The 17,341-nt window shown below is 43.1% G+C and carries 12 protein-coding genes, 1 riboswitch and 1 other annotated feature; of the genes, 6 read left to right on the forward strand and 6 right to left on the reverse strand.

The genetic code is table 11. The annotated features are described in order from the left end of the window. Window positions 1-119: 119 nt before the first annotated feature. Window positions 120-1,706, reverse strand: a complete 1,587-nt coding sequence (pckA, locus tag ACFX4H_RS14085; RefSeq protein ID WP_034310564.1) for a phosphoenolpyruvate carboxykinase (ATP) — start codon at window positions 1,704-1,706, stop codon at window positions 120-122. Between the two features lie 429 nt (window positions 1,707-2,135). Then, a riboswitch (SAM riboswitch) is annotated at window positions 2,136-2,298 on the forward strand. Between the two features lie 162 nt (window positions 2,299-2,460). Here pckA and metK point away from each other — a divergent pair. After that, complete coding sequence (metK, locus tag ACFX4H_RS14090; RefSeq protein WP_034310567.1) at window positions 2,461-3,654, forward strand: methionine adenosyltransferase; 1,194 nt, start codon at window positions 2,461-2,463, stop codon at window positions 3,652-3,654. Window positions 3,655-3,945: 291 nt separating this feature from the next. Here metK and ACFX4H_RS14095 read toward each other — a convergent pair whose 3' ends face one another. Beyond that, the gene (locus ACFX4H_RS14095; protein WP_063592423.1) at window positions 3,946-4,464 is read right to left on the reverse strand and encodes a gamma carbonic anhydrase; all 519 of its coding nucleotides are present in this window, start codon (window positions 4,462-4,464) and stop codon (window positions 3,946-3,948) included. Between the two features lie 210 nt (window positions 4,465-4,674). On the opposite strand from ACFX4H_RS14095, the gene ACFX4H_RS14100 reads away from it, so the two are divergent. Then, window positions 4,675-5,478 (forward strand): alpha/beta hydrolase, encoded by an 804-nt coding sequence (locus tag ACFX4H_RS14100; protein WP_034310569.1) that lies wholly within the window; start codon window positions 4,675-4,677, stop codon window positions 5,476-5,478. A gap of 63 nt (window positions 5,479-5,541) precedes the next feature. Here ACFX4H_RS14100 and ACFX4H_RS14105 read toward each other — a convergent pair whose 3' ends face one another. From ACFX4H_RS14105 to mnmL, 3 genes are all read right to left on the reverse strand, one after another. Continuing rightward, window positions 5,542-5,937, reverse strand: a complete 396-nt coding sequence (locus tag ACFX4H_RS14105) for a hypothetical protein (protein ID WP_377435662.1) — start codon at window positions 5,935-5,937, stop codon at window positions 5,542-5,544. A gap of 750 nt (window positions 5,938-6,687) precedes the next feature. After that, complete coding sequence (mnmM, locus tag ACFX4H_RS14110) at window positions 6,688-7,260, reverse strand: tRNA 5-(aminomethyl)-2-thiouridylate-methyltransferase MnmM (protein WP_328138803.1); 573 nt, start codon at window positions 7,258-7,260, stop codon at window positions 6,688-6,690. Then, the gene (gene mnmL / locus ACFX4H_RS14115) at window positions 7,257-8,216 is read right to left on the reverse strand and encodes a tRNA modification radical SAM protein MnmL/YtqA (protein ID WP_377435663.1); all 960 of its coding nucleotides are present in this window, start codon (window positions 8,214-8,216) and stop codon (window positions 7,257-7,259) included. Before mnmL ends, mnmM begins: the two co-directional genes overlap by 4 nt. Window positions 8,217-8,384: 168 nt before the next feature. Between mnmL and ACFX4H_RS14120 the strand changes: the two genes are divergently transcribed. The 4 genes from ACFX4H_RS14120 to ACFX4H_RS14135 all read left to right on the forward strand — a co-directional run bounded on the left by ACFX4H_RS14120 (window position 8,385) and on the right by ACFX4H_RS14135 (window position 15,608). Continuing rightward, window positions 8,385-8,891, forward strand: a complete 507-nt coding sequence (locus tag ACFX4H_RS14120) for an SMI1/KNR4 family protein (RefSeq protein ID WP_052137365.1) — start codon at window positions 8,385-8,387, stop codon at window positions 8,889-8,891. A gap of 96 nt (window positions 8,892-8,987) precedes the next feature. Beyond that, window positions 8,988-9,251: a DUF2524 family protein gene (locus ACFX4H_RS14125; protein ID WP_034310579.1), complete on the forward strand. Its 264-nt coding sequence runs from the start codon at window positions 8,988-8,990 to the stop codon at window positions 9,249-9,251. A 154-nt stretch (window positions 9,252-9,405) separates the two neighbouring features. Then, window positions 9,406-9,636: a binding site (T-box leader), on the forward strand. A gap of 53 nt (window positions 9,637-9,689) precedes the next feature. Further along, the gene (gene leuS, locus ACFX4H_RS14130) at window positions 9,690-12,104 is read left to right on the forward strand and encodes a leucine--tRNA ligase (RefSeq protein WP_377435664.1); all 2,415 of its coding nucleotides are present in this window, start codon (window positions 9,690-9,692) and stop codon (window positions 12,102-12,104) included. Window positions 12,105-12,440: 336 nt separating this feature from the next. Continuing rightward, the gene (locus ACFX4H_RS14135; RefSeq protein ID WP_377435665.1) at window positions 12,441-15,608 is read left to right on the forward strand and encodes a S8 family peptidase; all 3,168 of its coding nucleotides are present in this window, start codon (window positions 12,441-12,443) and stop codon (window positions 15,606-15,608) included. 1,013 nt (window positions 15,609-16,621) lie between these two features. Here ACFX4H_RS14135 and ACFX4H_RS14140 read toward each other — a convergent pair. Continuing rightward, window positions 16,622-17,221, reverse strand: a complete 600-nt coding sequence (locus ACFX4H_RS14140; RefSeq protein WP_241637368.1) for a hypothetical protein — start codon at window positions 17,219-17,221, stop codon at window positions 16,622-16,624. Between the last annotated feature and the right edge of the window lie 120 nt (window positions 17,222-17,341).

Consider the following 17,341-nt stretch of genomic DNA (forward strand, 5'->3'; position numbering starts at 1 on the left):
GTATTTCCCCTTCCATGGCACTTTATAAAGTAATCCATAATCATGGTTCGGGAAGTGACGTTTCCTGCCGACAAACTGAAAGGACCAAGCAAGAGCTTGGTCCTTTTGTGTACAATTTATTAAGCTGTCGGGCCGCCAAGTTCTTCGATTTCACTTGGAACGCTTTTGAATTTCTTGAAGTTTGCACGGAATTGTGCGGCAAGGTCTGTTGCTGCTTCTTTATAAGCGGCAGGATCTGCCCAAGTCTTGATTGGTTGAAGCACTTCATCAGGAACACCAGGAACATGAAGCGGGATATCCAAACCGAAGATATCATCTTTGATCGTTTCGATGTTCGCTAATTCACCTTCAAGCGCCGCTTGTACCATTGCACGGGTGTAAGCAAGTTTCATACGGCTTCCAGTTCCGTATGCACCGCCAGTCCATCCTGTGTTGACAAGGTAAACTTTTGCATTGTGCTCGTCAATTTTATCACCAAGCATCTCAGCATAGCGTGTAGCTGGAAGCGGTAAGAATGGTGAACCGAAGCAAGTGGAGAATGTAGCTTCCGGTGAAGTTACGCCTCTTTCAGTACCAGCCAATTTACTAGTGTATCCGCTTAGGAAGTGGAACATTGCCTGTTCTTTGGAAAGCTTGCTGATTGGAGGCAGAACGCCTGAAGCATCAGCCGTTAAGAAAATGATTGTATTTGGATGTCCTGCAATACTTGGGTTCACGATGTTATCGATTGCTTGCATTTGGTAAGCAGCACGAGTGTTTTCAGTCAATGAACTGTCATCATAGTTCGCTTCACGCGTATCCGGATCAACAACAACATTTTCCAATACAGCACCAAAACGGATTGCATCGAAAATTTGCGGTTCTTTTTCACGTGAAAGGTTGATCGTTTTTGCATAGCAGCCGCCTTCGATGTTGAATACGCCGTTAGAAGACCAGCCGTGCTCATCATCGCCAATCAATTTACGGCTAGTGTCTGCTGATAAAGTTGTTTTGCCTGTACCGGACAGTCCGAAGAATAAAGCGACGTCCCCTTCACGTCCTACGTTAGCAGAGCAATGCATTGGAAGGATTCCAGCCTCTGGAAGTAAGTAGTTCATGATCGAGAAGATCGATTTTTTCATTTCTCCTGCATATTCCGTTCCGCCGATCAGGATCGTACGGCGTTCAAATGAAACGATGATGAACGTTTCGGATGTAGTTCCGTCCACTTCTGGGTCCGCTTTGAAGTTAGGTGCAGAAAGGATCGTGAATTCAGCTTCGTGACCTCTCAGCTCCTCTTCGTTTGGACGGATGAACAATGTATGGGCGAAAAGGTTATGCCAAGCATATTCATTGACAACACGGATGGGAAGACGTGACGATTCGTCTGCACCAGCGAAACCTTTAAAAACAAAAATCTCTTCTTTTGCTTTTAGGTAGTCAACTACTTTATTATATAGTTTATTGAACACATCTTCGGAAATCGGCCGGTTCACGGGACCCCAATCGATTTTATCTTTAACGGATGCTTCTTCCACGATAAATTTATCTTTAGGTGAACGACCGGTATATTTGCCAGTTTCAGCTTTTACCGCGCCGGTTGATGTTAAAACGCCTTCATTTCTGCTTAGTACTTTTTCGACCAATTGAGGAACTGATAGTTGAGTTTGCACATTGTTTCCTGTTAATAATTGGTGTAACTCATTAGAAACGTCTACAGAATTCATATATGAGGTACCTTCCTTTGTTTGAGTTTTTAGATTATAATTAGTATAACACATTCATTTAATTAGTCTATACTATTTCTTTTAATTTGTGATTATTTTCAGCTGGCCGCATTAATCATTTTAATCCGGCAGGAACCGAGTCAGGATGATCGCATATACTTTCATGAGGAAAAATTTATTTAAATAGGAAGTAAGTAAACAATATATGTCTAAAAGGAAAGTCAGGATGTCGTTCCTTTTAGATATTCAGTACTTTATTATTAATGGCAATTTACAACATTTCTATTCGTATATTGCGTTGTAAACCCCTCTAGGACGTTGTATCAACATGTTTTTTCAAATGAACGCCATTCTGGGTGGAAATGTTCTTTTTAGAAAAGCATTGACAAATTCCAGCCAGATACGATAATATCTTAAATTGTACGGATTCTCTTATCCCGAGTTGGTGGAGGGACAGGCCCTTTGAAACCCAGCAACCTGCCATATTGAACTTGACTCCAAGATCGATCGCCGAAAATAAAGCGAAGGTCTTCAAGGAATAGTGGTGATGGTGCTAACCTGAGCAAGGTAAAAAACCCTTGAACGATAAGAGTGAAAGGATAGAAGACAGAATTTTAAACCTTTCCTCATTTGCCAGGGAAGGTTTTTGTGTTTTTTATAAGTAATTCTGTGTCTATAGTTGAAACTAATGAGGGAAACGAGTTCCGTAAAAACAGGCTTATGCCTACAACATACTAACTTCCAAGGAGGAAATATGATGTCAAAGAAACGTCTATTTACTTCTGAATCTGTTACAGAGGGCCATCCGGACAAAATTTGTGATCAGATTTCAGATTCCATTTTAGATGCTATCCTAGCTAAGGATGCAAATGCACGTGTTGCGTGTGAAACTAGTGTAACTACAGGTCTTGTACTTGTTGCTGGTGAAATTACAACGTCCGCTTACGTGGATATCCCGCGTATCGTTCGTGATACGATTAAAGGAATTGGCTACACACGTGCGAAATACGGTTTCGATGCTGAAACTTGTGCCGTTTTGAGTTCCATTGATGAGCAGTCTGCCGATATCGCAGCTGGTGTCGATAAAGCATTGGAAGCTCGTGAAGGAAACATGTCAGATGAAGAAATCGATGCAATCGGTGCAGGGGACCAAGGTCTTATGTTCGGATTCGCTTGTAATGAAACTGAAGAGCTTATGCCGCTTCCGATTTCATTGGCGCATAAACTTTCATTCCGCTTGGCTCAAGTTCGTAAAGATGAAACTCTTGCTTACCTACGCCCTGATGGTAAAACACAGGTAACCGTGGAATATGATGAGAATAACCGTCCTGTACGTGTAGATACAATCGTCATCTCAACACAGCATGATGCAGAAATTACGCTTGAACAAATTCAAGCCGATCTAAAAGAACATGTGATCAAAGCTGTCGTTCCAGCCGAGTTGATCGATGCAGATACTAAGTACTTCATCAACCCGACTGGCCGTTTCGTAATCGGCGGACCTCAAGGGGATGCTGGTCTTACTGGACGTAAAATCATCGTTGATACTTACGGCGGATACGCTCGCCACGGCGGCGGTGCATTCTCTGGTAAGGATGCTACTAAAGTTGACCGTTCTGCTGCATACGCTGCACGTTACGTTGCGAAAAACATCGTGGCAGCCGGCCTTGCCGACAAAGCGGAAGTTCAATTGGCATACGCAATTGGTGTGGCAGAGCCTGTATCAATCTCCATTGATACGTTCGGAACTGGTACAGTAAGCGAAGAAGTCCTTGTTGACCTAGTTCGCGCAAACTTCGACCTTCGTCCAGCTGGTATCATCAAAATGCTTGACCTTCGTCGCCCAATCTACAAACAAACAGCTGCATACGGACACTTCGGCCGTACAGATGTTGATCTTCCATGGGAACGCACGGACAAAGCAGAAACATTAAAAGCACAAGCGTAATTCATATAAAAAAAGGTGTCCCGTTATTTGCGGGGCACCTTTTTTATGGATTAACTTAGCCGTCTGCGGGAATAATTCAAGAAATCCCAAAGAAATAATTAAACTTTAAGGGCCATACCCGTGAGTTAGAGCGATTTATTCGTAAGTTTGGAGCAATACTCGTGAGTTAGAGCGATTTACTCGTGAATTTGGAGCAAATACTCGTGAGTTAGAGCGATTTACTCGTGAATTTGGAGCAAATACTCGTGAGTTACGTTGAATACTCGTAATTTTCAGTCAAGTGCTCGTGCATTACTTTATTCGTTCCGCCGTTTTATAGTATTGGCCTTTTTCTGCGTATTCGCGTACGATGCGTTCCATATCCTGACGATCTTCTTCATTGATTTCACGGATGACTTTAGCTGGACGTCCGAATGCCAACATGTTCGGTGGAATGACTTTGCCTTGGGGAACGAGACTGCCGGCACCGATGAAAGCCCCTTCGCCGATTTCGGCTTCATCAAGTACGATCGATCCCATGCCGATTAAAGCTCCTTTGCGGATTTTACAGCTATGTAATATGACCTGATGTCCAACGGTTACTTCATCCTCGATAATCAATGGATTATTTGGGCTTTGGTGCAGGATGCTGTTATCCTGTATACTGACTTTTTTTCCGATGATGGTTGGGGATACATCACCGCGAATGACGGAATTGAACCAGATTGATGTTTCGTCGCCAATTTTGACATCACCTGTGACGACAGCATTTTCAGCAATATAAGCGCTTTCAGCAATTTCAGGTTCTTTGCCTTTATACGGATAAATAATCATTTTCAATCATTTCCTTTCCGAAGTGAATGTTTTTATGTATTATTTTAATATACCGTATGCAAATACACTTGGCTATTTATAATAGCAATGTACAACTTGTTAGATTTCTTTTTTGTCGAAAATCACGAATATGGTTATAATTTATATATATTATTTCAACTATCATGGATCGTACACAACAAGTGAAAAGTGAAAGGGGGATTTCGAATGTGGAAATGGGAGACAGAAGGAGACGCAAAGGGCGTCATTGTCATCATTCATGGGGCAATGGAACATCACGGACGTTATAAGTGGGTAACACAAATGTGGCTTTCGGCTGGATACCATGTCGTCATGGGCGACCTTCCTGGGCAGGGTATGACTACTCGCGCCTACCGGGGACATATCGATTCCTTTGATGAGTATTTGGACGAAGTGAAAAGCTGGATAGAAGAGGCTTATGAATATTCGTTGCCGGTCTTTTTACTTGGACACAGCATGGGCGGTTTGATTTCGATACGCCTTCTTCAGGAAGAGGAATGGGACATTGCAGGGGTGATTCTTTCTTCTCCTTGCTTGGGCCTCGTGACGAAGCCGCGGAAGTTCCTTACAATGCTCTCGCATGGTTTGAACATCGTTATGCCTCAGTTCAGGGTGGATTCCGGATTGACACCTGAAATGGCGACGAGAAGTGCGGAAATTCGTGAATCCGATAGAAACGATACCTTATATATCACAAAGGTTTCGGTTCGCTGGTATCGCGAGCTTGCACAGGCTATGAAGGATGCTTTTGAAGAGATTCCTGAATTTCAGGATGTTCCGCTTTTGGTGATGCAGGGCGGAGATGACCGAATCGTGAACAAGAAGGCGGTTCGTGAGTGGTTCAATTATAATTTGGCCAGTGAAAAGCAATATAAGGAATGGCCGAAGCTTTATCATGAAATCTTCAATGAACCGGAGCGTGATGATGTATTTCAATATGCACTGAGTTTTGTTGAAAACCGTTTAAAGATATTAGGGTATGTCGTTTGATTCCGTACATACTTCAGGATAAATGAAAAACTGCCGAAGTTAGCCTTCGGCAGTTTTTTTGGATCAGCCTGCGTTTTTAAGCAATTCGTTCGACTTGATGACCGGTGCCCAGAAAGAAACCGGGTACATAAATTGGTTCAAATGAGGAAGTTCCTTTTTGTTGGATAATGCAGTGGATAGAAGATAAATGGATTTGAAGGTCAAGTCATTGGCGAATAGGTCCAAAAGCGTCGCTTTCATATTCATGATCGCTTCATGGTTTTGGGTGGAAATCATTAAATCGAGCTGTGGCAGGAACTTATCAAAATGATGGTCAAATTGTTTGAGGCCCTCCATGGTTTTTTGTTCTTCTGTCAACGAGTTGATCGAGCTGACAAAATCCCCGTATTGCTCGCTTGAATCCCTTTTGATTTTTTCAGTCAATATATCCGTCAGTAATGAAGTAGGCAAATGTTCCATTTTCTGCACCCTCTTATCTATTTTCTATCATTATAATCATTAAAGACGAAAAATTCAAAAAGTTAAGATTGGTAATTCTGCTGCCTTCGAGCTGGGATTGAAAAAACACCGTTCTTATAGAACGGTGTTCAGACTGTAGACAAACTCGATGAAAATCAAGTTTGTCTGAAGTTTTTATGAGGGTTGTAAAATCTCGAACGTTGATTTCCACTCCAGGCACTCGCTTTCCGCGGGCGGTCCGGGAGCCTCCTCGGCGCCTTTGCGCCTGCGGGGTCTCCCCTCGACTCGCTTTTCCCACAGGAGTCTCGCACCTTCCGTTCCAATCAACTTTGTTTTGAAATTAGATAAAACCTGTCTGCAGTTTTTATGAGGGTTGTAAAATCTCGAACGTCGATTTCCACTCCAGGCACTCGCTTTCCGCGGGCGGTCCGCCCTCGGGGCTTTTGCGCCTGCGGGGTCACCCCTCGACTCGCTTTTCCCGCAGGAGTCTCGCACCTTCCGTTCCGATCAACTTTGTTTTGAAATTAGATAAAACCTTGCCTATAGATTTTTTACGGTTTGTAAATTTTGAAAGTTGATTTCCCCTACAGGCAATCGCTTCTCCGTGGGCTGTCCGCCATCAGCGCCGTTGGGTCTCCCCTGGACGCGCCCTTTCGTGTGGAGTCTTGCACACCCGCTCTAATCAAAATTTAGATAAAACCGCTTTTGTCTACAAATGAACACCGTTCGAATAGAACGGTGTCAGATTTATCATCTCTTTTCAATCGCGACAATGAATGGCGGATTGTTTGCTTGGTTGATGAACCCGTATCTCAAGATATGGGCTTTCTGTTGAGGGAAGTTCTCTACATAATCCATCAATGCATCACGTTCTGCTGATCCCCCTGGATGACCATGGTATATGACGAGGATGATGATGCCTTCAGGCGCCAGCAGTTCGAACAGCTGTTCAATGGCTGATATCGTCGTCTCGGCTTGGGTGATGATTGATTTGTCTCCGCCAGGTAGGTAGCCCAGGTTGAAAATGGCGCCTGTGACCTTTCCGGAATGTTCTTTCCTGATATATTTGCTTAAATGTTCATGCCCATCGTGAATGAGGGTGCAGTGCTCTTGTAAATTCTCGGCGTTCAGTTTTGCCGTTGTGGTTTCGATCGCTTCTTTTTGAATATCAAAACTATAGACATGTCCGTCTATACCTGTAAGTCCTGCAAGAAAGACGGTATCAAAGCCGTTGCCCATCGTGCCATCTATGGTTATATCCCCGGGGCGGACCGCTTTTTCCAGCAGAATCCTGGCGAAAGGCAAAATTCGATCTAGCTTCATGATTGTACCTCCATGTGATGATTTTTCCCCTGCCAGCTGTTGCGGCGTTTCAGTTCGGCGTCAATGGCATTCAGGACATCCCATTTATTGACGCTCCACATTGGACCGATCATCAAATCGATCGGACCGTCACCAGTAATGCGGTGAACGATCATTTCTGGAGGGATTATTTCCAGCTGGTCACATACAAGGCTGACATAATCGTCACGGTCAAGAAACTCGAGCAGGCCTTTTTCATATTGTTTGACCATCGGTGTCCCTTTTAATAGATGAAGTAAATGGATCTTTATCCCCTGCACATCGAGTTTGGCGACTTCACGGGCTGTTTCCATCATCATGCCGTAATCTTCCTGAGGCAGGCCATTGATGATATGGGAGCAGACACGGATGCCATGTTTGCGCAGTTTATCGACGCCTTCTTTGTAGCAATCGAAGTCATGGGCGCGGTTGATCATCGCCGCTGTCTTTTCATGGACCGTCTGGAGACCCAGCTCGACCCAAAGGTAAGTGCGTTCGTTCAATTCCGCTAAATACTCGACTACACCATCTGGAAGGCAATCCGGGCGTGTCGCGATGGAGAGTCCGACGACACCTTCCTGGGTCAATACACTTTCATATTTCTCGCGAAGCTCTGCCACGGGTGCATGCGTATTCGTGAATGCTTGGAAATAGGCCATATATTTTCCATCTTTCCATTTATGGTGCATCCGTTCGCTGATTTTCTTAAACTGGACGTCCAAGGGTTCAACCCTGCTGCCAGCGAAGTCACCAGAGCCTGAGGCACTGCAGAAGGTACAGCCGCCATGTGCGACGGTGCCATCACGGTTCGGACAGTCAAAACCGCCATCCAGGGCAACTTTAAAGACCTTATGTCCAAAATGTTCTCTCAGGTGGTAATTCCATGTATGATATCGTTTGTTGTCCGTTGCATATATAAACGGGTTTGCTTGATTCAAATCAGCAACCTCCTAAATAAAATAAAGCGCAACATATATTATACAACATTCTCGCAGCTAGGTCTTTTTTTGAAAAATAAGCGTATACTGTATACTTGAAGGCTAAATATTTTACCGCTATTTCCAGTTTATCTTTGAATGACTATATCCAATCGGGAGCTGATGGACATGACCGGTCAAGTTGAAGAAGCGATCAAACAAATGAAAAAGAAATTAGCCGAAAATAATCAGGTGATCGAAGTAAATGAAGATGGGTTCACATACAAAGCCACTTGCACCTTCAATTCACCTGCTTCGGATGAACAAATTCATTCCTTTGAAAAGAAAACCGGACTGCTTCTGCCTGAGGATTATAAGGAGTTTTTAAAAATAACCAATGGATGCCGTCTGTTCGATAATGTGGAATCAGGCGGGGAAAACGATTTATACAGCTTGGATGATATTATTAATTACACATATGAAAATTCCTACGAGGGATGCTATAAAGTGGCCTGCATTTATCAAGATAATATTGTGATCGATGGGGAAGCCGTCGCCAAAGGCGATAAGGAGTATTTAATGGTAAAAGGCCATATCGATGATTTTGAAGAAGGCGAGAAGCTCCATATGGGCTTTGCCGAATGGATCGAGCAGTTCATTTCCCATCAAGGTGAGAAGTTTTGGGATAAAGGTTGATTGCTCAAAAAAAAATGATAATCCTCCCGTTATTTGCTCAAACTAGAAAAGATGATTCCGAATCATCCAAATGAGACGCGAAGGAGAGGGTTTGAAATGGCAACCAGACAATCCGTCGATCATTTTTTAGAGCAATGTGAAGGGGCTCTCCATTTTGCAGAGTTTGAATTTAACGAGGCCTCACGGCAGGAGCATTATGATGATGAACAATTTCAAAATTCGCAAAGGTATATCGAAGAGGCTTTGACGGATATGGAACGATTGTATGCCAGTTCGAATGACCAGCAACGGGAAATGCTTTCGCGGATGAAGCAGCAGTTGAACGAATTGAGGAATGAAATGATTTTACTGCGACATTAAATGGAAGCAGGGGGAGCTATGAATGAATAGCTCCCTTTTTTGCACGAATTTTCCTGAATTCGCATATATAATGAAAAACCTGTCGATAATGTTTATGTACGGCTATTGCAATTATCGGTGAAATTGACTAGAATGAAATAAAATCAATATTCTCATAAAGACTATGATGAGGAATAGTAGCGGTTTAAACCAGTAAAGAGAGTTGACGGGTGGTGCAAGTCAACCTGGGACGGTCGCGAACTCGCCTTGGAGTCCCGGGTGTGAATTAATAAGTAATGCCTGGCGTTTCAATCCATGTTACGGATGTTTTAAGCTGGGCGGATTTTAGCTATCGCCAATGTGGGTGGTACCGCGGGAAGATATACATAATCCTCTCGTCCCTATTTTGGGATGAGGGGTTTTTTATTGTTTTTTAAACGGAAATTAGGAGGAAATCATATGAGTTTTGACCATAGAAGCATAGAAACGAAATGGCAAAAGTATTGGGAAGGCAATAAGACATTCAAAACGGGTGAAGATAGCGGCAAACGCAAATTCTACGCGCTGGATATGTTCCCATATCCTTCAGGGGCCGGTCTTCATGTGGGGCACCCGGAAGGTTATACGGCAAGCGACATCCTGGCACGGATGAAACGGGCACAGGGGTATAATGTATTGCATCCGATCGGGTGGGACGCCTTTGGACTTCCGGCAGAGCAATATGCGATCGATACGGGAAATGATCCAGCTGAATTCACAGAGCACAACATCAACACGTTCCGCCGCCAAATCAAAGCCCTTGGTTTTTCTTATGACTGGGATCGTGAAATAAACACGACAGATCCCGACTATTACAAATGGACGCAATGGATTTTCTTGAAATTATATGAAAAGGGCCTTGCCTATATTGATGAAGTGGCCGTTAACTGGTGTCCGGCACTTGGCACGGTATTGGCGAATGAAGAAGTCATCGATGGGAAAAGTGAGCGTGGAGGCCATCCTGTTGAGCGCCGCCCAATGAAACAGTGGATGCTTCGTATCACGGCGTATGCAGACCGTTTAATCGACGATCTGAATGATGTGGATTGGCCGGAAAACATCAAGGATATGCAGCGTAACTGGATTGGCCGTTCCGAGGGAGCGGAGGTTACATTCAATATTGATGGCTTTGATGAAACATTCACGGTGTTCACGACTCGTCCGGATACGTTATTCGGTGCAACATATGCCGTATTGGCACCTGAGCATCCGTTTGTCGATAAAATTACGACGGCTGATCAAAGTGCGGCAGTTGAAGCCTATTTGGATGAAGTGAAACATAAAAGCGACTTGGAAAGAACAGACTTGGCAAAGGATAAATCAGGCGTGTTCACGGGGGCTTATGCAATTAACCCGGTAAACGGCGAAAAAATGCCGATCTGGATTGCCGATTATGTGTTGATCAGCTACGGAACAGGAGCAATCATGGCCGTTCCTGCCCATGATGAGAGAGATTATGAATTCGCAGTAAAGTTCGACTTGCCGATCAAGGAAGTCGTAGCTGGCGGAGACGTGACAAGTGAAGCATATATAGGCGATGGACTTCATGTGAATTCGGAATTCCTTGATGGGTTGAATAAGGAAGAAGCCATTTCGACCATGATCAAATGGCTGGAAGAAAAAGAAATCGGCACGAAGAAAATAACATACCGTCTTCGCGACTGGTTATTCAGTCGTCAGCGTTACTGGGGTGAACCGATTCCAATCATCCATTGGGAAGACGGCACTATGTCTCCAGTGAAGGAAGAAGAACTTCCATTGATTTTACCGAAAACTACGGACATCAAGCCTTCGGGGACAGGAGAATCACCACTTGCGAACATATCGGAATGGGTGAATGTAACGGATGAAAACGGACGAAAAGGACGCCGTGAGACGAATACGATGCCGCAGTGGGCAGGAAGCAGCTGGTACTTCCTTCGTTATATCGATCCGGATAACAAAGAAGCGCTTGCCGATCCTGAAAAATTAAAAGAATGGATGCCGGTCGACATTTATATTGGCGGCGCTGAGCATGCGGTGCTTCACTTGCTTTACGCTCGTTTCTGGCATAAGTTCCTGTACGATATCGGTGTCGTGCCAACGAAGGAACCGTTCCAGAACCTATTTAACCAAGGAATGATCCTTGGTGAGAATAATGAAAAAATGAGTAAATCCAAAGGGAACGTCGTGAACCCGGATGATATCGTGGAAAGCCATGGTGCCGATACACTTCGCATGTACGAAATGTTCATGGGGCCATTGGATGCTTCGATTGCCTGGTCCACAAACGGATTGGACGGTTCCCGCAGATTCCTTGACCGTATCTGGCGTTTATTAGTCAACGATGACGGGACGATCACAGATAAGATGACAGAGACGGATGACACGGGCAAGCTCGAAAAAGTCTATCATCAAACGGTTAAAAAAGTGACCGAGAACTATGAGGAATTGAAATTCAATACGGCGATTTCACAATTGATGGTATTCATTAATGATGCTTATAAAGCGGATTCGCTTCCTAAGGTGTATATCGAAGGATTCGTAAAGCTGCTTGCACCAGTTGCACCCCATATCGCCGAGGAGCTTTGGTCTAAACTGGGCCACTCCGAGAGCATCACGTACGGAACATGGCCGGCTTTCGACGAAGCGAAGTTAGTGGATAACGAAGTCGAAATCGTCATCCAAATCAACGGAAAAGTCAAAGTGAAATTAATGGTGCCGACTGACACTACGAGAGAAAAACTGGAAGAAATCGCGATGGGTGATGATTCCATCAAAGAACAAATCGATGGGAAAACCATTCGTAAAGTGATTGCCGTACCAGGCAAATTAGTCAATATCGTCGCAAACTAAATAAAAATGATTGGAAGCTGTCCCGCATATTTTTACTGCGGGGACAGCTTTTTTTCGTGGCATTGGCTGATTATAGGAAAAAGGTCATGTTAGGATATTCACCGATTTAACTCTATTAGCGATCAATCTGCCAAATGGACATCTACTATCGTCATGAGAGGAAATCGGAACGTAAATGACTTGCTTAATTGGTTCATGCGAATCATTTTTCAGCTCTTTGGCCAAATAAATCAAGCATTTGACATAAAAAAGGGAAAAAATTGGTTGATAAAATTTTACAGTGTGATAGTTTGGTATAGTACTATATTTTTTTAACCAATTATTGGAGGGGAAACCGTGAAATTTAAGAATGTGAGTCGAATTACGGCGTTTGCACTAATTTTTGCACTGATTTTCAGCTTGATGGTTCCACTGAATTCTCAAGCAGCAGCTGCAGCACCCATTGAAAATGTAAAAACGATTAAAAATGGGGACACTCTGGACGGAAAGTTTGAAAAACCGGATGTTCAATGGTACCAAATCAGTCCCACAACAGAAGAAGTACAAAAGTTCTCCCATATTGAGTTCGAAGTCAATTCGGACAAAATCTTGAATATCTCCGTATATCAAGATAAAGAAAAAGCAGAAAAAGATGAGAGCAATTATATGGTCTCTGCTTATCCTGATGAAAAAGCTGTAGTCGATTTCCCATATGCATGGGAAGGCACATATTATGTTAAAGTTGAATATTTCGGCGATACGGATGATGAGGGAAATCCTATTCCGGATGCGGAAAATGTAGCTGAATACTCCATCAATGCGCATTCAGTAACATTGCCGCCATCTGCCGGGGACGAAGGGGAGGAGCTTGAATCTTGCCCGGTTGAAGTGAGTGTAAACGATAAGAAAACGGGAGAATCCATGTTAAAAACACTCCGCGTGTTTAGAGATGAAGTTCTCACGAAGTCGTCTGAGGGACGCACCCTTTCCTCTTTATACTATAAAGCTTCGCCATTCCTGGCCCTTCACCTGGCTGGTAATAAAACGGCAAGGGAAGCCGTTTATAATCACTTAGTCGAGATTAAGCCGCTTATTGAGGATCTTAATGAAAATGGAGCAAGCAGTACGGCAGTCATTAGCAACAAGCAGCAAGAAGCGATCAAGGCCTTATTCAAAAAGTCGGCAGACGTTGCTCCGGCCGGATTGAAAAAGGATATGGACGCCATCGCAAAGAAAATCAATCTTGATAAGCTTGCAGGTGAGAGGATCGTCGATATCGCAAGCAAAGCGGGAGTCGAACTTCCTGCTTCGAAAAATGTAAAGAACAAATATATCGTCAAACTTAAACCTGGGAAGTCATTAAGCGCTGTCCAATCCAAGATAAGCGGAAAAGGATATGGAACATTATCGGCACCTAAGCAACAAGAGGTTCTGTATGATGATATGTATGTCGTCGAGTTAAAGAACCAAGCTAAAATGAGCACAGCAGCTCTATCCGGCATCGAAAAACTTCCAGAAGTGGAATATATCGAAGCGGTAAAAACGTACAAGGCACTTTCTGCCGACATTCAATCACCGTATCAATGGTCTTTGAATAACGCCGGCGGGGAAGAAGGCGTAAAGGGAGCGGACATCGATAACGAAAAACTGCAGAACCTTATCAAGAAACGCAATTTAAAAGATACGTTGGTAGCGGTTATCGACACAGGTGTCGATGATTCACTTGCGGATCTACAGAGTGTCGTTGAAATGGAGTCAGGTAAGAATTTCATCGATAAGAAAGAAAAAGCAATCGATGACAATGGACATGGTACACATGTATCCGGAATCATCGCTGCCAAAGCAGATAACGGTTATTCCATGCAAGGAATTAATCCGGTAGCTAAAATCATGCCTGTGAAGGTCTTGGACTCTTCAGGATTTGGAGACAATGAGAAAATTGCACTAGGCATTAAATATGCCGTGGATCATGGTGCAAAGGTCATAAACCTTAGCTTGGGCGGAGAATATAGCAGGACGATTGAATATGCCTTGAAACATGCCGCTGCCAAGAATGTAATGGTTGTCGTGGCAAGCGGTAATGATGGGATGGAAGGTCTTTCTTATCCTGCATCATCAAAATACGCCATATCCGTCGGTGCAACCAATGCCCTTGATTTAGTATCCGATTATTCCAATTATGGATCGAAGTTGGACATGGTCGCACCAGGGACAGCCATCCCAAGCCTTGTGCCTAACGGGAATGTTACTTACATGGATGGTACATCAATGGCAACTCCCCATGTTGCGGCAGCCACAGCCTTATTATTATCCGGAAACCCTGGGTTGAAAGTGAATGAAGTAAGGGAAATCCTTCATGAGACATCGGAATATGTCGCTTTTGAAGAAGAAGATAATGTAGACCCTTATGAGGACTATGTACCGGAAGATGGCGAAATCATCATACCGGAAGAAGAACTTCCTGTCGGAAAAGATTTAGTCTCTGGATACGGAAGATTGAATGCGTACAGTGCACTTAGTGCAGTGGACTTGAATGCTAAAGTCAATCTTGTGATGGATACGCAAACAAAACTGACTGGTTCAGCTAAAAAAGGGTCAGTGATCGAAGTGAAAAGCGGAAGCAAAACGCTTGGTAAAGGAACGGCGTCAGCCAACGGAACGTTCAGCGTTACGATTCCGGTCCAAAAAGCTGCGCAGCTGCTTACTGTGAATATCTCTGATTCTTCCAAACTAGCAGTATCTTCAATCAAAGTATTCGTGAATAAGGGTGCAACCCCTAAAAAGCCAACTGTCAAAGCTTTAAGTGACAAAGATACGTATGTAATGGGTCAATCTCAAGCGGACATGAAAATCTCGATCAAAAATAGTGCCAAAAAAGTGATTGGTTTAGGTAACACGGATAGCAAAGGGAACTTCAAAGTGAAAATCAGCAAGCAAAAGGCCGGAACTAAACTTTCAGTCACGGCTACAGACTTAGCAAAACGTGAAAGCAAGGCGGCAACCATAACGGTTCTCGATAAAACCGCCCCGGATGCACCGAAAGTGAATGAAGTAAGCGATAAAGCTACTTCAGTAACTGGTAAAGCGGAAATTGGTTCAACCGTTACCGTGAAACACAGCAATAAAAACATCGGAACGGCAAAAGCTGATAGTAAGGGGAACTTCTCCATCAAAATCAGCAAGAAAAAAGCAGGGTCCGCATTATACGTCTCAGCAAAAGACAAAGCGGGCAATACAGGAAAAGCTGCAAAAGTAATCGTTAAAGATAAAACGGCTCCAGGAGCACCAAAGGTGAATGAAGTAAACGACAAAGCAACAAAAGTAACAGGTAAAGCGGAAATCGGTTCAACCGTTACCGTGAAGCACAGCAATAAAAACATCGGAACGGCAAAAGCTGATAGTAAGGGGAACTTCTCCGTCAAAATCAGCAAGAAAAAAGCAGGGTCCGCATTATATGTCTCAGCAAAAGACAAAGCGGGCAATACAGGAAAAGCAACAAAAGTAACAGTGAAAAAATCTAAATAGCAGTGAAGGCCGTTTAACTTACATGTTAAACGGCCTTTTTTTTGTGAGAAAACGAATGAAAACACCGCTCGATGATATGCGGTGTTTTTGTCATAAGCGTGTCTTGTGCCTGTGCGTTGTCATAGCAGGATTCAGATCTGGAGCTTCGTGTTTTAATTCTGAAACCTCATGTACTCGCCGTTCTTACATCATTAATCTGTTCAATAATAAATATCAGGAGGAAATATAATGAAAAAAGGGAGAGTAATAGCATAAGGTATTATTTTAGCTTGCTCAATTGGGTTAGGAACGCTTTCGGTTAAGGCTGGGAATGAGCGTTTGGGGTAACTTCCTGCTTAAATCCAAATCTCTTACTATGTGCTAAAAATGTCAATATTAACAGTTTAATGCATTATAAGAATCAATCTTTTATAAATGATTCCTTATTTTAAATGTATATACCTAGGGCGGGATTTTCGAGGGTCCATATATCCGCCGTTTATTTGATGTCCGAGAGAGCTTGCAATGACTACTGCTGCAAAGAGGAGGAGGATTTTCTTCAATTAAATATCTTCTTTCCGTTTTTTATTTTTAAAGATTACACCCAAATGCCTCTTTCTTCAACCCCCTTTTTATGGATGTCGAATTAATTGTGACAAACATTAAATGATCGTTTTTAACTAATGTATCAAAGATAAAGTAGATGGTATTAATTTAGAAGTGAAAGACTTTAAATAATTCACTAATATAGATGAGAATAATAAGAGGATGTGAATTTATGGGAGTCAGCTCTTGGGGGACTCTCATATGCTTTTGGATCCGCTAATTCCACCACTTCGATATTGAATTGCTCTTAAAGCATGAGTTTTTATCTAGCTTGATGCAGAATATATGTAATTCGTCGGGCGGCTAATTGGGATTACTGTAAGGCTAGGGAGATGACTGAAAGGGGAGGTCTTGATGCGGTAAATAGGGCGGAATGAAAAAACAATGAGGGGCATGTTCGATTTAATTTGCCCCTTTAATTTGTCAGCTCATTTAGTGAATTCACTTCTCAGGAGGTAGACCGCATCGTATTCCTTCAACTCGTCCATATGTCCTTCCGTATCACCATAAAAATCAGTGGAAAGTGAGCGTATGCCTTCATTTCCGCTTGAGTAACATATACTCGCCAATGCAAGCTTGTTTGTGCTGTTTATTTTGAATTTGCCAGCACTGCCCCATACGCTGGAATCCATTTCATCAATGGTTTCAGGATAAGTAACCGTATCCGTACCATCATCGTTTTGAATGCTGACGTTGAACATCGATCGTTTTTGGTCATCATCAGTTTTCGATGTCGTAAAGATGATTGTCCCATTCTTTTCAATCCCCGTTGTCATGCGTCCCATTTCAGGTTCGACAAGTTTGCCAAATTCATATTTTTCGACCCAGACGGACATCTCCTTGTATGTATCATCCACACTGAAATCGATAAGAAAGGAATGTTCACTTGAATTCTCCAGGATGGCCTTTTCCCTTGCTGTCAGCTCAGGTACTGAAAGGATATTCTCGGATTTTGGCTCATCGGCCTTACAGGCAACTAAAGAAAATGAGAGCAGGGATAGGATGATGGATAAAATGATCTTTTTCATGATTATCACCTCTTGAATACTATTGACCTAATTAAATCCAATTATTATATATTATAACATTATATTGAAAAAAGGAATCGGAACACGGCAAAAAAGGCGAGCAATCGGTATGCTTGCCTT

The organism is Peribacillus sp. YIM B13477, from assembly GCF_042787955.1.
GTDB lineage: Bacteria > Bacillota > Bacilli > Bacillales > DSM-1321 > Peribacillus > Peribacillus frigoritolerans.